The 17,922-nt window shown below is 45.9% G+C and carries 20 protein-coding genes; 3 read left to right on the forward strand and 17 right to left on the reverse strand.

Features of this window, described 5'->3' with window-relative positions; genetic code table 11:
• The 17 genes from atpF to R8N49_RS18425 all read right to left on the reverse strand — a co-directional run bounded on the left by atpF (position 1) and on the right by R8N49_RS18425 (position 13,845).
• Positions 1-471, reverse strand: coding sequence for a F0F1 ATP synthase subunit B (atpF, locus tag R8N49_RS18345; RefSeq protein ID WP_005378929.1), 471 nt, complete (start codon positions 469-471; stop codon positions 1-3).
• Positions 472-545: 74 nt separating this feature from the next.
• Positions 546-800, reverse strand: coding sequence for a F0F1 ATP synthase subunit C (gene atpE, locus R8N49_RS18350; RefSeq protein ID WP_002540812.1), 255 nt, complete (start codon positions 798-800; stop codon positions 546-548).
• Positions 801-857: 57 nt separating this feature from the next.
• Complete coding sequence (gene atpB, locus R8N49_RS18355; RefSeq protein WP_005378922.1) at positions 858-1,670, reverse strand: F0F1 ATP synthase subunit A; 813 nt, start codon at positions 1,668-1,670, stop codon at positions 858-860.
• Between the two features lie 8 nt (positions 1,671-1,678).
• On the reverse strand, positions 1,679-2,068 hold the full coding sequence (locus R8N49_RS18360) for a F0F1 ATP synthase subunit I (protein WP_005378921.1): 390 nt from the start codon (positions 2,066-2,068) through the stop codon (positions 1,679-1,681).
• A gap of 189 nt (positions 2,069-2,257) precedes the next feature.
• A complete protein-coding gene (locus R8N49_RS18365) occupies positions 2,258-3,139 on the reverse strand; it encodes a ParB/RepB/Spo0J family partition protein (protein ID WP_005383840.1) in 882 nt (293 codons plus the stop codon).
• Between the two features lie 24 nt (positions 3,140-3,163).
• Positions 3,164-3,937, reverse strand: coding sequence for a ParA family protein (locus R8N49_RS18370; protein ID WP_005383838.1), 774 nt, complete (start codon positions 3,935-3,937; stop codon positions 3,164-3,166).
• A 10-nt stretch (positions 3,938-3,947) separates the two neighbouring features.
• Positions 3,948-4,583, reverse strand: coding sequence for a 16S rRNA (guanine(527)-N(7))-methyltransferase RsmG (gene rsmG / locus R8N49_RS18375; protein ID WP_005378902.1), 636 nt, complete (start codon positions 4,581-4,583; stop codon positions 3,948-3,950).
• Positions 4,583-6,478, reverse strand: a complete 1,896-nt coding sequence (gene mnmG, locus R8N49_RS18380) for a tRNA uridine-5-carboxymethylaminomethyl(34) synthesis enzyme MnmG (RefSeq protein WP_186584577.1) — start codon at positions 6,476-6,478, stop codon at positions 4,583-4,585. Before mnmG ends, rsmG begins: the two co-directional genes overlap by 1 nt.
• A 477-nt stretch (positions 6,479-6,955) precedes the next feature.
• Positions 6,956-7,390, reverse strand: a complete 435-nt coding sequence (gene mioC, locus R8N49_RS18385) for an FMN-binding protein MioC (RefSeq protein WP_136976933.1) — start codon at positions 7,388-7,390, stop codon at positions 6,956-6,958.
• A gap of 100 nt (positions 7,391-7,490) precedes the next feature.
• Positions 7,491-8,852, reverse strand: a complete 1,362-nt coding sequence (gene mnmE / locus R8N49_RS18390; RefSeq protein ID WP_005383836.1) for a tRNA uridine-5-carboxymethylaminomethyl(34) synthesis GTPase MnmE — start codon at positions 8,850-8,852, stop codon at positions 7,491-7,493.
• 130 nt (positions 8,853-8,982) lie between these two features.
• Positions 8,983-10,605 carry a membrane protein insertase YidC gene (gene yidC / locus R8N49_RS18395; RefSeq protein ID WP_005383834.1) on the reverse strand — a complete coding sequence of 541 codons (1,623 nt, stop codon included), beginning with the start codon at positions 10,603-10,605 and terminating at the stop codon, positions 8,983-8,985.
• A gap of 2 nt (positions 10,606-10,607) precedes the next feature.
• Complete coding sequence (gene yidD, locus R8N49_RS18400; RefSeq protein WP_005378822.1) at positions 10,608-10,865, reverse strand: membrane protein insertion efficiency factor YidD; 258 nt, start codon at positions 10,863-10,865, stop codon at positions 10,608-10,610.
• Positions 10,832-11,155 carry a ribonuclease P protein component gene (gene rnpA / locus R8N49_RS18405; RefSeq protein ID WP_005394102.1) on the reverse strand — a complete coding sequence of 108 codons (324 nt, stop codon included), beginning with the start codon at positions 11,153-11,155 and terminating at the stop codon, positions 10,832-10,834. The genes yidD and rnpA overlap by 34 nt, the downstream gene beginning before the upstream one ends.
• A 46-nt stretch (positions 11,156-11,201) precedes the next feature.
• On the reverse strand, positions 11,202-11,336 hold the full coding sequence (rpmH, locus tag R8N49_RS18410) for a 50S ribosomal protein L34 (RefSeq protein WP_005378825.1): 135 nt from the start codon (positions 11,334-11,336) through the stop codon (positions 11,202-11,204).
• 242 nt (positions 11,337-11,578) lie between these two features.
• Positions 11,579-12,316: an amino acid ABC transporter ATP-binding protein gene (locus R8N49_RS18415; protein ID WP_005378827.1), complete on the reverse strand. Its 738-nt coding sequence runs from the start codon at positions 12,314-12,316 to the stop codon at positions 11,579-11,581.
• Positions 12,313-12,984, reverse strand: a complete 672-nt coding sequence (locus R8N49_RS18420; RefSeq protein WP_005378829.1) for an amino acid ABC transporter permease — start codon at positions 12,982-12,984, stop codon at positions 12,313-12,315. Before R8N49_RS18420 ends, R8N49_RS18415 begins: the two co-directional genes overlap by 4 nt.
• A 114-nt stretch (positions 12,985-13,098) precedes the next feature.
• Entirely contained in the window at positions 13,099-13,845 is a 747-nt protein-coding gene (locus R8N49_RS18425) for an amino acid ABC transporter substrate-binding protein (RefSeq protein ID WP_005378831.1), read from the reverse strand.
• A gap of 412 nt (positions 13,846-14,257) precedes the next feature.
• Between R8N49_RS18425 and dnaA the strand changes: the two genes are divergently transcribed.
• From dnaA to recF, 3 genes are all read left to right on the forward strand, one after another.
• Positions 14,258-15,664: a chromosomal replication initiator protein DnaA gene (dnaA, locus tag R8N49_RS18430; protein WP_005378835.1), complete on the forward strand. Its 1,407-nt coding sequence runs from the start codon at positions 14,258-14,260 to the stop codon at positions 15,662-15,664.
• 63 nt (positions 15,665-15,727) lie between these two features.
• Positions 15,728-16,828 (forward strand): DNA polymerase III subunit beta, encoded by a 1,101-nt coding sequence (dnaN, locus tag R8N49_RS18435; protein WP_186584578.1) that lies wholly within the window; start codon positions 15,728-15,730, stop codon positions 16,826-16,828.
• Positions 16,829-16,837: 9 nt separating this feature from the next.
• Positions 16,838-17,917, forward strand: a complete 1,080-nt coding sequence (gene recF / locus R8N49_RS18440; RefSeq protein WP_005378839.1) for a DNA replication/repair protein RecF — start codon at positions 16,838-16,840, stop codon at positions 17,915-17,917.
• Positions 17,918-17,922 lie beyond the last annotated feature (5 nt).

Here is a 17,922-nt window from a genome sequence, read left to right on the forward strand (position 1 = left end):
TTAAAGTTTTGCAGTAATGTTGTCGAGAATATCTTTTTGCGCATCTTTATCGATAGAACGCTCAAGGATTTTCTCAGCACCAGCTACAGCCAGAGTAGCAACTTGTTTGCGCAGCTCATCGCGTGCACGATTGCGTTCAGCTTCAAGTTCTGCTTCTGCTTGCGCTAGGATTTTCTGGCGTTCTGCCTGAGCTTCCTCGCGAGCTTCATCAAGAATTTGAGACTTACGCTTGTTCGCTTGTTCGATGATCTCAGTTGCTGTGCGCTTCGCTTCTTTCAATTGATCAGAAGCGTTGGCTTGTGCTAGATCCAAGTCTTTCGCAGCACGTTCTGCTGCTTGAAGACCATCAGCAATTTTCTTCTGACGCTCTTCGATCGCTTGCATCAATGGTGGCCATACATACTTCATGCAGAACCACACAAATAGTGCGAACGAGATTGCTTGACCTAGCAGAGTTGCGTTTATGTTCACAACAGCTACCCCTCTATTTGGACTTAGTGTTAATCAGTGACAAGCGATAATCGCCCGTCCCGAGTTAAAGGTGATTAACCTAGTTGACCAACGAATGGGTTTGCGAAAGTGAATAGTAGCGCGATTACGATACCGATCATTGGAACCGCATCAAGTAGACCCGCGATGATGAACATCTTAACTTGTAGCATAGGAGCCATTTCTGGTTGACGTGCAGCACCTTCTAGGAATTTACCACCTAGCAGTGCGAAACCAATCGCTGTACCAAGAGAAGCAAGACCGACGATAATACCTACGGCGATTGCAGAAAAGCTCAGTAAAGTTTCCATTACTATCTCCAATTTATAGTTGTTGGCTTAGTGCCCAAATAAAAAGCTTTAAAAAAATTAATGATCAGGATCTTCGTGTGCCATTGACAGGTAAACAATTGTCAACATCATGAATACGAAGGCTTGAATCGTAATAACCAAGATATGGAAGATTGCCCACGGTAGTGAACCCATCCATTGTAAGTACCATGGTAGCATTGCCGCACAAAGAATGAATACAACCTCACCCGCGAACATGTTACCGAATAGACGCATACCAAGTGATAGAGGTTTCGCTAATAGCGATACCACTTCAATTAGTAGGTTAAACGGAATCATCAGTGGGTGATTGAATGGATGTAGTGCAAGTTCTTTTGCGAATCCACCTAGACCTTTTACTTTGATGCTGTAGTAAATCATCAATGCAAAAACGCCTAGAGCCATAGCCATGGTGATATTCACATCAGCAGACGGTACAACCTTAAGGTAAGGAATACCTAGCCAATGCTCTGCTGGGTATGGTAAGAAGTCGATAGGAACTAAGTCCATCACGTTCATCAAAAATACCCAACAAAAGATAGTCAGTGCTAAAGGCGCGATCAGTGGGTTGCGTCCATGGAACGTGTCTTTGACGTTATCGGCGACAAATTCAACGATCATTTCTACAGCACACTGAAGCTTACCCGGTACACCCGCTGTTGTTCTCTTTGCTACTTTGTAAAAAATTCCGAGGAAAATTAAACCAGTAAACCAAGAAAAAAACAGGCTATCGATATGTACGTTCCAGAAACTTGTCTCCGACCCTACTAAACCCAACTTGTATAGCGATAGGTTAGAAAGGTGGTGGGCAATGTAACCGGACGATGTTAGCGCTTCACCTGGCGCAGCCATAACTCATCCTATTTTTTGTTGTTAATGAATAGCACTGGTGCACAGATATTAATACCTAGTACCAGCAAATAGGTTAGTTTGAGGGGAACAAGTTCCACCTGCATATACATGTAGGCAACATAGAACAGTGCAACCGTGATGAGAATTTTCAGTACTTCACCCGTATAGAAGGAAGCAGCGATGCGCTTGGCAGCGCGAGCTCCACTAAACATGAAAGCACACAGCGCGAATACTGCATTGGCAACAACAAAAATGCCTCCGCCAATCAGCGCTGAAAATCCCCAGTCAGGATTTATGGCTACCGCCATTCCTGCTGCCACAAAAATAACCGCGCCAGACTGGATCATTAACAATTGCCTTGCGAGCTCTCGTCCTGGTCTAGCTAACGCAGCTACCATGTATTCGTACCTCTAGTAATATCCACTTCGCACTTAACTCTCTGTGCTGGGAAATTGGCGAAAATTATACGTTCAGTTCAACGTAAAGCAATTCGATTGCATCAAAAACTTACAGTTTTGTTTACAAAACGACAACTTTCGCACAAAATTCGATTAATTAGATTAATTGACCTAAATCAATTATCTCATCTAGGCCTCAAGCTTGGCAATTAGTTGGTCCAATTTGTGAGGCTCATCAAGACTTATCGTCAATTTCGCTTTTCCGTTTGCAGAACGGGTAAGAGAAACTTTTGCATCAAGCAGCTGACTCAATTTATGCGACATTTGCTCGGCTTCGGTATCCTCTTGTTGCCCTTTTTGCTCATTTTGTGGGGCTAAGCACTTTTTTACTAACTGTTCGGTTTGGCGAACAGTCATTTGCTTCTTAGCCACTTGTTGAGCTACTTCGACTTGCTGTTCGCCTTCTAACGCTAACAGAGCTCGAGCATGCCCCATTTCCAATTTTTTATCTGCAACCAGACCTTTTACATCAACTTCCAACTGATTCAGACGTAATAGGTTACTCACCGTCGTTCTTGATTTACCAATCACATCGGCCACTTGCTGATGTGTCAGCGTGAATTCATCTTGTAGACGCTCAAGCGCTTGGGCTTCCTCAATCACATTCAAGTCTTCACGTTGAATGTTTTCAATCAACGCCATGGCGATGGCGGCACGATCTTCAACTTTTTTCACCAAACACGGCACGCGCTTTAAACCCGCCTGCCTTGCAGCACGCCAGCGGCGCTCACCTGCGATGATCTCAAACTGACCATTTTCGACCTGGCGAACCACGATTGGTTGAATAATGCCTTGTGATTGAATCGAAGCCGCTAGTTCTTCTAGCGCTTCAGGCGCCATATCTTTACGCGGTTGGTATACGCCCGGCTGCAATTGACCAATCGCTAAATCGGTTAACTCACCGTCTGCCGATAATTCTTGGCTATGCGATGCAATATGCTGTTTTTCACGAGCAAACGAACTGGTCGACAATAACGCATCCAGTCCTTTTCCGAGACCACGCTTAGACATGGGATTGAATTCCTTAGGTTAGAGTTAAACTGGGATTTCTTCGCGGCGGAGCATTTCGCCCGCTAGAGCAAGATACGCTTTGGCACCTGCGGAGTACTTATCGTAGTACATTGCAGGCTTACCGTGACTTGGCGCTTCAGCCAAACGAACATTACGTGGAATGACAGTACGGTAAACTTTATTCCCAAAGTGTTTTTTAAGTTGATCGGATACTTCATTCGATAAGCGGTTGCGTGGGTCGTACATGGTACGCAATAAACCTTCGATTTTTAGGTTTTCATTCACAACAGCCGCTAACTTGCTGATTGTATCCATAAGAGCAGTTAAACCTTCTAACGCAAAGTATTCACATTGCATCGGCACCAGCACAGAGTCAGCTGCCGCCATCGCATTGATTGTAAGAAGGTTTAGAGAGGGAGGACAATCAATAAAGATGAAATCATAGTTATCGCGAACTGACGACAATGCATTTTTTAGACGCACTTCACGAGCGAAAACTTCCATCAATTTGATTTCTGCCGCGGTCACGTCTCCGTTCGCCGCGATCAAATCATACTTCCCTGTTGTTTGGGTACAAACGACTTGATCGAACGGTGTATCTTCAACCAAAAGATCGTATGCGGTGGCGTCGACCATATACTTATCCACGCCACTGGCCATCGTAGCATTGCCTTGCGGGTCGAGATCGATCACCAAAACCTTGCGCTTTGTTGCCGCCATCGAAGCCGCTAAGTTAATGCACGTTGTTGTTTTGCCGACCCCACCTTTCTGGTTGGCGATTGCTACAATTTTACCCACGATTACCTCGCTAATTTTCCTTGCGCGATAAGATTACTAGATGACGATCACCTTCCAACTCAGGAACAGCCAAAGATATGATCTCTGTCACACTGCACCATTCAGGAAGCTGATCCATTTCATCTTTAGGGTGCTGTCCTTTCAGCGCTAGAAACACCCCGTGCTCTTGTTTCGGCAAATGGTGGCACCATTCCACCATGTCTGTCATTGAAGCAAAAGCTCGACTCAAAACGCCATCAAATTTTTCTTCAGGCTGGAATTCTTCGACGCGACTTTGAATTGGTGTCACGTTTTTCAGCCCTAATGTGTGCACAACTTGCTTGATAAAACGGATGCGTTTGCCAAGACTGTCGAGCAAAAAGAAGGTTTTCTCAGGGTTCATGATTGCCAAAGGGATGCCCGGTAACCCCGGACCAGTACCAACATCAATGAAGCGCTCACCGGGCAGGTGTGCGCTTACAACGATACTATCAAGAATATGTTTCACTAACATATCAAGCGGATCACGTACCGATGTTAAATTGTACGCTTTGTTCCATTTGTCGAGCAGTTCGACATAACCAACTAACTGCTCTCGTTGCTGTTCTGACACTTCCAAATCGGTTTTCGCGATCAGTGAATCCAGCTTTGTTCGCAATGCGCTCATTATTCTTCCTCACCTTTCTTCAGCAAACCATGCTTTTTCAAGTGAACAAGTAGAATAGAAATTGCAGCAGGCGTAATACCAGAAATGCGTGATGCAATACCGATGCTCTCTGGTTTGGCCTCGCTCAGTTTAGCAACGACTTCGTTTGATAAACCTTTTACATCGCGGTAATCCAAATCAGCAGGTAACTTGGTATTTTCGTGACGCAGTGATTTTTCGATCTCTTCCTGCTGACGCTTGATGTAACCATCGTATTTCACTTGAATTTCAACTTGCTCAGCCGCTTGCTGATCTTCAAGAGCAGGAGCAAACGCTTCAAGTTGCGTCAGTTGTGAATAAGTGATCTCTGGACGACGCAGAAGATCCTCACCACTCGCTTCACGGGCCATTGGGGTTTTCAGCAGCTTGTTCAACTCATCAACACCCTCTGACTTCGGATTCATCCACGTTGCTTTCAAACGCTGACGCTCCGTTTCCATATTGTTGATTTTCTCGTTAAAGCGAGCCCAACGAACATCATCAATCAAGCCTAGCTCGCGCGCTTTTTCCGTTAAACGCAAATCGGCATTATCTTCACGAAGTAGCAGGCGATATTCCGCACGAGAAGTGAACATGCGGTACGGCTCTTTGGTACCCATGGTCGATAAGTCATCAATCAACACGCCCATGTAAGCTTGGTCACGACGTGGGCTCCAGCCTTCTTTGTCTTGGCTAAACAAGCTTGCGTTTAGGCCCGCCATCAAGCCTTGCGCTGCGGCTTCTTCGTAGCCAGTCGTACCATTAATCTGGCCAGCAAAGAACAAACCACGGATGAACTTCGTCTCGTACGTTTGCTTCAAATCACGTGGATCGAAGAAATCATATTCAATCGCATAACCTGGGCGAACGATGTGTGCATTTTCAAACCCTTTCATTGAGCGCACGATTTGTACTTGCACATCAAATGGCAAGCTGGTCGAGATACCATTAGGGTATAACTCGTGCGTGGTTAGGCCTTCTGGCTCAATGAAGATTTGGTGGCTGTTTTTGTCAGCGAAACGCATCACTTTGTCTTCAATAGACGGACAGTAACGAGGACCAATACCTTCAATCACACCAGCGTACATTGGACTGCGATCCAAGTTACTACGGATCACATCGTGAGTTTGTTCATTGGTGTGGGTGATGAAACATGGAATCTGACGCGGATGCTGTTCACGTTTGCCCATGAACGAGAATACAGGCGTTGGGTTATCACCATGCTGAGCTTCTAGCACTGAAAAATCAACAGTACGAGCATCAATGCGCGGTGGAGTACCTGTTTTTAAACGATCCACACGGAACGGCAGTTCACGCAGTCGATCCGCTAATGCGATCGATGGTGGATCCCCGGCACGACCACCAGACGAGCTTTCCATACCTATGTGGATCTTACCACCAAGGAAGGTACCCACGGTTAGCACAACGGCTTTCGCATGGAAGCGAAGTCCCATTTGAGTTACCACACCAACTGCGCGATCTTGTTCAACAATCAGATCATCAACTGACTGCTGGAACAACGTTAAGTTAGGCGCATTTTCTAATGCATTACGAACGTACGCTTTGTACAGAGCGCGATCGGCTTGAGCTCGAGTTGCTCGTACTGCAGGACCTTTGGAGGCATTTAGTGTACGAAACTGAATACCTGCATGGTCGATGGCTTCAGCCATCAAACCGCCCATAGCATCTACTTCTTTTACTAAGTGACCTTTACCAATACCACCGATCGCCGGATTACAAGACATCTGGCCTAATGTATCGATGTTATGGGTAAGGAGAAGCGTTTTTTGTCCTGTGCGTGCAGATGCGAGCGCGGCTTCCGTTCCTGCGTGTCCGCCACCGACAACAATGACGTCAAAGTTTTCGTGATAAAGCATGAACTGACCTCAGGTATTCAAAGGGATTTAATGGACAGATAAAGGAGCCGTATTTTACCTGCTTTATGCCAGAGAGAAAAACGTTTTCTCGTTTTATCCGTTTTAAGCTTCAAGATAAATATATATAAGATCTATATATATGATCTCTTATTAGATCTACTATTAGGATCGACCGTTTCTGTGGATAACCTAAAAATGATCAACAAGATCATGGATCTTCTTTGGATCATATCTTGTGATCATGATTGGATCAGAACGAGGATTACCTGGGATCAAAAGTGGTGGTTATACACAGGGGGTAAAATTGATCAAAGTTGTTATTGGGATAACTAAAGGAAAATCACTGGATCTTATTGTAGTTATCCACAGTCTGTTTGGTTAGTTTTTGAGCGGTTAAACAAAATAATTTGGTGGGAGTTATTCACATGGGAGAAAACAGAGCCGAATTTCGACTCTGTTGAAGGGAAAGTCGTGAGTTTAAAAACGTTCGATATTCTCTTTTAACCACATCTCTGCGGCGTCTTCTGGCACATCATGGCTCAGTACATCGATTTTAAAGCAATCTGCGAGAGGGGTTGCACCAATATCCTCTAATAAATCATAAGCGTGTTGACCAGCGGCACAGAACGTATCGTAGCTAGAGTCACCAATCGCAATCACCGCAAATTTTACATCAGTCATTTTTGGCGGTGTATTTTGTAATGCTGCGATAAAAGGTTGGATATTATCAGGATACTCACCAGCTCCATGTGTAGAGGTGATCACCAACCACGTACCTTGATTTTCGATATCACTGAGGGAAGGCTGGTTGTGGATCGTTGTTTCAAATCCATTCTCGTTGAATAGATCACTCAGGTGATCCCCTACGTATTCTGCGCCACCTAACGTGCTGCCTGTAATAATGTGGATCATACTTCTTCCTTATTGAATGCGACGGCTAAAGCTCATGGATGGCTTGCCGTACAAAAAGAAACGCGGTGTGAGTTAAGCTCAGCACCGCGCGTTCGATTATTTACTTCCCGATACAGAATGAAGAGAAGATTCGTCCCAGTAAGTCGTCAGAACTGAACTCACCGGTAATCTCATTGAGATGTTGTTGGGTGATGCGTAGCTCTTCAGCCAATATTTCACCTGCCATATAGCCTTCAAGCTGCTCCTGGCCTATTTGAAGGTGCTGTGCGGCACGTTCTAATGCATCGAGATGACGACGACGAGCCATAAACCCACCTTCACTGTTGCCAGAGAAGCCCATACACTCCTTGAGATGATCGCGCAGAGCTTCAACCCCTGCACCAGTCTTCGCTGACAAACGGATAAGAGTAGGGTTATTGACGTGGCAGATCCCCATATCTTCACCCGTTTGATCCGCTTTATTACGGATCACCGTTATGCCAATGTTGTCTGGTAGGCGATCCACAAAATCTGGCCAGATATCTTTCGGATCGGTGGCATCGGTTGTCGTGCCATCCACCATGAACAACACGCGGTCTGCTTGGGCTATTTCATCCCACGCGCGTTCGATACCGATTTTCTCTACTTCATCGGAAGCATCACGCAAACCTGCTGTATCAATGATGTGTAGTGGCATGCCATCAATATGGATATGCTCACGCAGTACATCACGCGTGGTTCCTGCGATGTCGGTTACGATTGCAGATTCTTTACCCGATAGCGCGTTCAGTAGGCTTGATTTGCCCGCATTTGGACGACCCGCAATCACGACTTTCATCCCTTCACGCATAATAGCGCCTTGGTTAGCTTCTTTGCGCACCGCATCTAGGTTGTCGATGATGGCTTGTAGGTCACCAGCCACTTTACCGTCGGCCAAAAAGTCGATCTCTTCTTCAGGGAAGTCGATGGCTGCTTCAACATAGATACGCAAATGAATCAGCGACTCAACTAAGGTATTAATGCGGCCTGAAAATGCGCCCTGTAAGGATTGCAGTGCCGATTTTGCTGCTTCTTCAGAACTGGCATCAATGAGGTCTGCGATCGCCTCGGCTTGAGCGAGGTCGAGTTTATCGTTCAGAAATGCGCGTTCAGAGAACTCACCAGGGCGAGCAGCTCGAATACCATCTATACCTAGAATGCGTTTTATCAGCATATCCATCACGACAGGGCCGCCATGGCCTTGCAGCTCAAGTACGTCTTCACCTGTAAATGAGTGTGGGTTAGGGAAGTACAGTGCGATGCCCTGATCAAGCACAGTGCCATCTTCTGACTTAAACGGCAGGTACTCTGCGTAGCGGGGCTTTAGTGTTTTGCCAGTGACTTCTAACGCCACTTGGTTGGCTTTAGGGCCAGAAACACGAATAATACCGACACCGCCACGACCAGGCGCGGTCGCTTGAGCGACAATCGTATCTGTAGTCATAATTTTGCCTTTTGAGCTGGGCTATAGGGAAGATACCTAGGGAGCCATTACAATTAATTAGCTGAATTGTAATCAGCCAAAAACAAAAAGGCGACCTTTTGGCCGCCTTTCTCAATCATTTCCTAAAAGGTTACTTGCTGTGTAAGCCTTTTTTCTCTAATCCTTTGTAGATCAGAGTTTGCTGGATAAGCGTTACGATGTTCGACACCAACCAGTACAGAACGAGACCTGATGGGAAGAACAAGAAGAAGAAGGTAAACATAACCGGCATAAAGGTCATGATCTTCTGCTGCATTGGATCCGTTACCGTTGTCGGGCTCATCTTCTGGATTAGGAACATTGACGCACCCATCAGTAGAGGCAGGATGTAGTAAGGGTCCTGCGCTGAAAGGTCATGAATCCAACCGAAGAATGGAGAGTGACGTAGCTCAACCGATTCCATTAGTGCCCAGTAAAGCGCGATGAAGATAGGCATCTGTAGGATAAGAGGTAAACAACCACCTAGTGGGTTCACTTTCTCTTTCTTGTACAGTTCCATCATTTCTTGGCTCATGCGCTGACGGTCATCACCGATGCGCTCACGCATAGCTTGCAGCTTAGGCTGAAGCATACGCATTTTCGCCATAGACGTGTATTGCGCTTTTGTTAGTGGGTACATTGCACCACGAACGATGAAGGTCAGACAGATGATTGCCACACCCCAGTTGCCAACAAAGCTCTGGATGAATGAAAGCAACATATGAAGAGGCTTCGCAATGAACCATAACCAGCCGTAGTCCACTACTAGGTCTAGGTTAGGTGCCACTTCTGCCATTTCATCTTGCAGTTTTGGACCAACCCAAAGTGTTGCTTCAAACTTAGCCTGATCGCCTGTTGCGATAGTTTTGTTCGGCATACGAACGCCGATGTCGCCTAGGTTGCCAATTACACGAGTGTATAGGTTAGTACCTGGTTCGTTACGTGGGATCCAAGCTGCGGCAAAGTAGTGCTGAATCATTGCTGCCCAACCTTGGCCATCGGCTAGGTTAAGAGACAGGTTGCGATCCTGCATATCATCAAAGCTGTACTTCTTGTAACGCGTATCTTCTGTTGAGTATGCGCCACCACGGTAAGTAGGCATTGTGATGCTACCACCATCGTCCATTAGGTTTTGACGTAGGTGAGCGTACATACCAAATGTTGCGTTGTTGCCTGAGTTGTTCACTACATCGTATTCAACATTAAGCGCGTAGCTGCCGCGTTTAAAGATGTAAGTTTTGGTGTATTCGATGCCGTTTGCAGTGAATGTCATCGGAACGCGAAGTTCATCTTGACCGTCAGCCATTGTGAAGCTGTCTGCACTTACGTTGTAGTGAGGGCGATTTGTGCTGCTCAAGTCGATACCTTGAGGACCCACTAGACCGCTTTGAGCGATAAATTGGTGACCTTGAGCGTCTTTAAGCAGAACAAAGGAATCTGATGAATCTAACTCAGCAGAGTATTCGTTAAGGTTGGCATGTACCACATCGCCACCAACGGTGTCGATCGACAGAGTTAAAACATCAGTCGTTACTGTGATAGTTTTTGCAGAAGCTTGCTGTTGACCAGGAACTGGGTCAAGTTCATCAGCAAAAGATGGTGCAGGTAGAGTGCTGCTTGATTGAGCCTGTTCAACTGCTTGAGGTTCTGGATTCTTTGCAACTTGCCATTGTTGAAACAGCAAAAAAGAAACCAGGGCCAAACCGATGAGCAGGATATTACGTTGAGAATCCATCGTTAGTTATCTCTGTCTTGTTTTTGGACTGGTGGAACGGGGTCATACCCCCCTTCATTCAAAGGGTGGCATTTTAATAGACGTTTGCCTGATAACCAACATCCTTTTACAAAACCGTGAGCTCTCAAAGCTTCTAGCGCGTAAGTGGAACAGGTTGGTGTGAACCGGCAACGAGGACCAATCAAAGGGCTGATAAACCAGCGATACAGATAAACGAGCCCAATGGCTATCCACGTGAAGGGCGAGACAGGCGTTGCCATAGCTTATCAAACAACTTAAAAATTTCCTCATTGCTTAAATCTTGCGCGCTTTTCTTTGCAATCACAACAAAATCTTTGTTTGGAAGCTGATGTTGATTGTTACGAAAGCTTTCACGAGCCAAACGCTTAAATCGGTTACGACCGACAGCCGTTTTGATTTGCTTTTTGGGAACCGCTAAACCTAATCGTGGGTGAGAAAGTTTGTTATTGCGAGCAATGATGGTGAAATGAGGCGAGCCAGCTCGATGAGCTTGCTGGAAGACGTTTTGATAATGCTCGGGAGTTAACAAACGTAACTCCCGATTAAACGCGTACGTGTTCAAAATAAACTAGCGATTATTTTGATAGGCGCGCACGGCCTTTTGCACGACGTGCGTTGATAACTTTACGACCGTTCTTAGTTGCCATGCGAGCACGGAAGCCGTGAGTACGCTTGCGCTTTAGAACTGTAGGTTGAAAAGTGCGTTTCATGATAATTACCTTTACTGATCAGTAGTTTTAGGTTCTTGTTAAACCCGGCGTGGGTATTTGCTTTCTTATATAAAGAAGCTCTTTATATAGAGAAGGACAACCGACGCCTCTCAACAAAGAGGCGGAATTGTAATCACACTCACATAATGTGTCAATGACTCAATGAGTACGAAATTCCGGCCGGGCGATTATACGTAGTGTGAGTAAAATCTCAAGGATCAATCGATCCTGATGCTTGATCGTTACTCTATTCCTACTTGGTTAAGGAATTTTTTCAAACGAGGATCTTGTGGATTATCGAAGATATCCTGTGGAGAACCTTGCTCAACGATATTGCCTTCCGCCATGAAGATCACTCTATCAGCGACTTCTTTCGCGAATTGCATCTCGTGCGTCACCACCAGCATGGTTTGATGCTGATTAGCTAACTTCTTCATTAATGAGAGAACTTCACCGACCCATTCAGGATCCAGCGCAGAAGTTGGTTCGTCAAACAACAGCAGTTCTGGTTGCAGCGCCATCGCTCGGCCGATACCCACACGTTGTTGTTGGCCGCCAGACAATGCCGCTGGATAACTATCGCCTTTATCCCCAAGGCCGATGTCATCCAGAATTTGTTGCGCTCGTTTGAGAGCATCGGCTTTTTTCCAACCTCGAACGGTCACTAGACCTTCGGCAATGTTCTGGCGCGCATTCATGTGGGCAAACAGGGCATAGTTTTGGAACACAAAGCCAGTTCGACGACGCAGCGCTAATACTTCGGCTTTAGTGTGTTTTTGAGTATCAACGGAGATGTCATCTATCGTGATACGACCTTCATCTGCCTGCTCTAGAAAGTTCACCGTACGCAGCAAGGTTGATTTACCCGTTCCACTTGAGCCGATAATCACGATGATCTCACCTTGCTTAATATCGAGGTCGATGCCTTTCAGCACTTCAGTCTCACCAAAACGTTTGTGAATATTTTCTAGCTTAATCATCGTACGTACGCCTTATTCAGTTTTGCTTCTGCCCAGATTTGTACGCGAGTCAGAATTACCACCACGCCCCAGTAAATAAGAGCAACCGCAAGGAAAGCTTCAAAGAAACGGAAACTTGATGAGGCTTCCATCTGTGCTTTCGCCATGATTTCGGCCACACCAAGCGTGAAAGCGAGAGACGTTGACTTGATCATATCGATGAAATAGTTCATCAATGAAGGCAGTGCGACACGCGTTGCTTGAGGTAAAATCACTCGGCGCATTGCTTGGGATGTCGTCATACCGACCGATAAGCTCGCTTCCATTTGGCTGCGATCAATGCCAATAATGGCGGCACGAATACTTTCCGCCATATAAGCGGCAAAGTGCAGCGTTAAACCGATTACCGCTGCTGAAAAGGCGTCGATACCGACCATCAATGGAAAAATTTGCGGTAAGCCGTAGTAAAGCAGGAAAAGCTGAACCAACAGTGGGGTGCCACGGAAGAAGCTGATGTACAGTTGGCTTAATTGATCCAGAACTGGCAGTTTAAATACGCGAATATTGGCTAAAATGACGGATAAAATCAGCGAAAACACCAATCCCCATGTCGCCATTTCCATGGTTGTGCCAAGATATTTCAGCAATATCGGCAGCAGTTCCAACATGTAATTAAAGTCAAATCCCATACGGCTTACCTAAAGGCTAGAGAAAAGAAAAGGTGGAAAACAAGTTCCACCTTTACGTAAGTTTATTTTAGTCCGAGAGTGATACCACTTTGCGGCCTAAAGTACAAAGAGTTCTTATTTCGTGATGTCAGCGCCAAACCACTTCACGGAAATTTTCTCTACTGTACCATCTGCGCGCATCTCAGCCAGTGCTTTGTTTACTTCTTCTTGCAGCTTACGACCTTTCTCGTTGTCAACGAAAGGCCATGCGTTTTGAATGGTCTCAAACGGTTCGCCTGCCAATTCCAGAGGAAGGCCAGTTTTCTTAATCAGCTCTAACGCAGAAAGACGATCCATTACAAATGCATCTGCTCGACCGAGCGCCACGTCATGTTCGATACCTGTGTCGTACGTTTTAATGTTGATCTTGCCGTCTTTGTCGTATTGACGCAGCAGTTGTTCAAAGTTAGAGCCTAGGTTCACCGCAACGGTTTTGCCCGCAAGATCGTCAACACCTTTGATGCTGTCGTTGCCTTTACGCACGGTAATTTGTGCGCCATCTACAACGTAAGGGTCAGCAAATAGGTATTTAGCTTTACGCTCGTCAGTCATGGTGATTTGGTTGGAGATCGTATCGATACGACCAGTTTCTAAAAGACCAAATAAACCAGAGAAGTTGGCTGTTACGTATTCGATTTTGTAATCGTTACGTTTACCGATTTCATCCCACATGTCGACTTCAAAGCCTTGTAGCTTGTCTTGCTTTACAAAAGTAAACGGGAAGTAGCGACCTGACATACCAACTTTGACTTCAGTAGCGGCTTGTACGGTTGCTGCCGACAGTGCAATGGCTGCAACGGCAACCTTAATCCAGTTTTTCATAATACATCTCCATAATTTTATGGTTGGAAATACTACTGTTAGTTAGCTCAATTAAATAAATAACCAAGAGCAATAACCTAGACCTGTGAGTTATTAGATAATAGAAGAAGAATGTTAAATGTGACGAAAATGCGAACTGAACCTAGCGAAATGATCGACAAAATCAGCATTGGGAATAAAATAATACACAGACTTATCACCAATCGCTCGATCTTGTGAATTTTGCCCAATTGTGGATCGTTGTGTGGGCAAATTTGGGGCAAGGTGTGTTGATCTCATCAAGTTTGCAGAAATAATTGTGAATAACTTGGATCTTATTCACTGGATCGTCGATCAATCGCTGGCGATCTTGGTTATCAACAGGTAAAATTGCCAGTCTTTTCCGATAATTCAATTACTCAGTGGGGGCACCGTGTCATCTTCGCTTTGGCTGCAATGTTTGCAGCAGCTTCAAGAAGAGCTACCAGCTACAGAATTCAGCATGTGGGTTCGTCCGCTACAAGCGGAGCTCAATGACAATACTCTCACTCTATTCGCGCCAAACCGCTTTGTGTTGGACTGGGTGCGTGATAAGTATCTGAACAATATTACTCGCTTACTGCAGGAATACTGCGGTGGCGATATTCCTAACTTACGTTTTGAAGTGGGGAGCCGACCTGTCTCTGCACCAAAACCAGCGCCGACACGTACGCCTGCAGATGTGGCTGCCGAGTCATCTGCACCTGCGCAATTACAGGCGCGTAAGCCAGTACACAAAACCTGGGATGACGACGCTCAAGCGATTGCGGCTATCAATCACCGCTCAAACATGAACCCAAAACACAAGTTCGATAACTTTGTTGAAGGTAAGTCGAACCAACTGGGTTTGGCTGCGGCGCGTCAGGTATCGGATAACCCAGGTGCAGCTTACAACCCACTATTCCTATACGGCGGCACGGGTTTGGGTAAAACCCACTTATTGCATGCGGTGGGTAACGCGATTGTGGATAACAACCCGAACGCAAAAGTGGTCTACATGCACTCAGAACGTTTTGTGCAAGACATGGTGAAAGCGCTGCAAAACAATGCGATTGAAGAATTCAAACGCTACTACCGCAGCGTGGATGCGCTCCTTATCGATGACATCCAATTCTTTGCTAATAAAGAACGTTCACAAGAAGAATTCTTCCATACCTTCAACGCACTATTGGAAGGTAATCAGCAGATCATTCTAACGTCTGACCGTTATCCTAAAGAAATTAATGGCGTTGAAGATCGTCTTAAATCTCGCTTTGGTTGGGGTCTTACTGTTGCGATCGAGCCGCCTGAGCTTGAAACGCGTGTGGCGATCTTGATGAAAAAAGCTGAAGATCACCAAATCCACCTTGCTGATGAAGTGGCATTCTTCATTGCCAAGCGTCTGCGTTCGAACGTTCGTGAGCTAGAAGGTGCACTGAACCGTGTTATTGCGAACGCGAACTTTACTGGCCGTCCAATTACGATTGATTTTGTTCGTGAAGCGCTGCGCGATCTGCTTGCTCTACAAGAGAAGCTTGTGACAATCGATAACATTCAAAAGACAGTGGCGGAATACTACAAGATTAAAGTAGCGGACTTGCTGTCTAAGCGTCGTTCTCGTTCTGTAGCGCGTCCTCGTCAGCTGGCTATGGCGTTAGCAAAAGAGCTAACCAACCACAGTTTGCCTGAAATTGGCGATGCGTTTGGGGGCCGCGATCATACGACCGTACTTCATGCTTGTCGCAAGATTGAGCAGCTGCGTGAAGAGAGCCACGACATTAAAGAAGATTACTCTAACTTGATTCGCACCCTGTCTTCGTAATCGGTTAGAATAACGGTATTCTAAGCAAATCATTTATTGAGCTGACAGCGTAAAGAGCCAAGCATGAAATTTACCATTGAACGTAGTCATTTAATCAAACCGCTACAGCAGGTTTCGGGCGCTTTAGGTGGCCGACCAACTCTGCCAATCCTGGGTAACCTACTTCTTAAAGTAGAAGAGAACGTATTGTCGATGACGGCAACCGATCTTGAAGTAGAGTTAGTAAGCAAAGTGATGCTAGAAGGTGATTTTGAAGCGGGCAGCATTACCGTTCCTTCGCGTAAGTTTCTCGATATCTGCCGTGGTTTACCGGACGATGCGATCATCACATTTGTATTAGAAGGTGATCGCGTACAAGTTCGCTCTGGTCGCAGCCGTTTCTCATTGGCAACGCTTCCTGCGAACGATTTCCCTAATATTGAAGACTGGCAAAGCGAAGTGGAAGTATCACTGAGCCAAGCTGATTTACGTACGCTGATCGACAAAACTCAGTTCTCGATGGCGAATCAAGACGTTCGTTACTACCTCAACGGCATGTTGTTTGAAATTGACGGCACCACGCTACGCAGCGTGGCGACGGACGGCCACCGTATGGCGGTATCGCAAACTCAGCTAGGTGCGGACTTTGCGCAGAAGCAAATCATCGTGCCACGCAAAGGTGTGCAAGAATTAGTAAAGTTGATGGATGCGCCAGAGCAGCCTGTCGTACTTCAGATCGGTAGCTCCAATGTTCGTGCTGAGGTGAATAACTTTACTTTTACCTCTAAGTTGGTTGATGGTCGTTTCCCTGACTACCGCCGTGTATTGCCTCAGAGCACCAATAAGACACTAATAGCCAGTTGTGACGAGTTGCGCCAAGCCTTCTCTCGTGCTGCGATTCTTTCCAACGAAAAATTCCGTGGCGTGCGAGTGAATCTGGCTGATACTGAAATGCGCATAACTGCGAATAACCCAGAACAAGAAGAAGCGGAAGAGATGCTTGATGTAAGCTTTGAAGGTGACGCCATCGAAATCGGCTTTAACGTAAGCTATGTGCTTGATGTTCTGAACACGTTGCGTTGTGAAAATGTACGTGTGTCGATGTCGGATGCTAACGCTAGCGCGTTGATTGAAAATGCCGACGATGACAGTGCCATGTACGTGGTGATGCCAATTCGTCTATAAGCCAACTGAATGCCTCTTTCTCGTCTCATCATTCAGCAGTTTCGAAACATTAAAGCCTGTGATATTGAGTTATCAGCAGGCTTTAACTTTCTTATCGGGCCGAACGGCAGCGGTAAAACCAGTGTCTTAGAAGCGGTTTATCTGCTCGGGCATGGCCGCTCATTCAAGAGCTCTCTCACCGGACGAGTGATACAAAATGAGTGTGACGAACTGTTTGTTCATGGTCGTTTTTTGAACTCGGATCAATTTGAGCTACCTATCGGCATTAATAAGCAGCGTGATGGCTCAACAGAGGTTAAAATAGGCGGTCAATCTGGACAAAAATTAGCGCAGTTGGCACAAGTTCTGCCTCTGCAGTTGATACACCCAGAAGGGTTTGATTTACTGACAGATGGCCCTAAACATCGTCGTGCGTTTATTGATTGGGGCGTGTTTCATACCGAGCCCGCTTTTTATCAAGCATGGGGAAGGTTCAAGCGCCTGAACAAGCAGCGCAACGCGTTGTTGAAAACCGCCAATAGTTATCGTGAGCTCAGTTATTGGGATCAGGAAATGGCAGGATTGGCTGAAAACATCAGCCAATGGCGAGCAAGTTACATCGAGCAGATGAAAACTGTCGCAGAAACTATCTGTCAGACATTTTTGCCAGAATTTGAGATCCAATTGAAGTATTATCGTGGCTGGGATAAAGACACTCCATACCACGAGATACTAGAAAAGAATTTTGAGCGTGATCAGGCATTGGGATACACCTTTAGTGGCCCAAACAAAGCTGATTTGCGCATTAAAGTGAACGGAACGCCCGTTGAAGATGTTCTGTCACGCGGTCAATTAAAACTCATGGTGTGTGCATTGCGTGTAGCGCAAGGGCAACACCTGACAGAGATGGCCGGTAAACAATGCATTTACCTAATTGATGACTTCGCGTCGGAATTAGATAGCCAACGTCGCAAGCGTCTTGCTGACTGCTTAAAAGAGACGGGCGCACAAGTATTTGTAAGCTCTATCACTGAAAGCCAAATCGCCGATATGTTGGACGATAACGGTAAATTGTTTCATGTGGAACATGGCAGGATAGAGTCAAACTAGAAGAG

This window comes from Vibrio sp. 1978 (assembly GCF_033344345.1).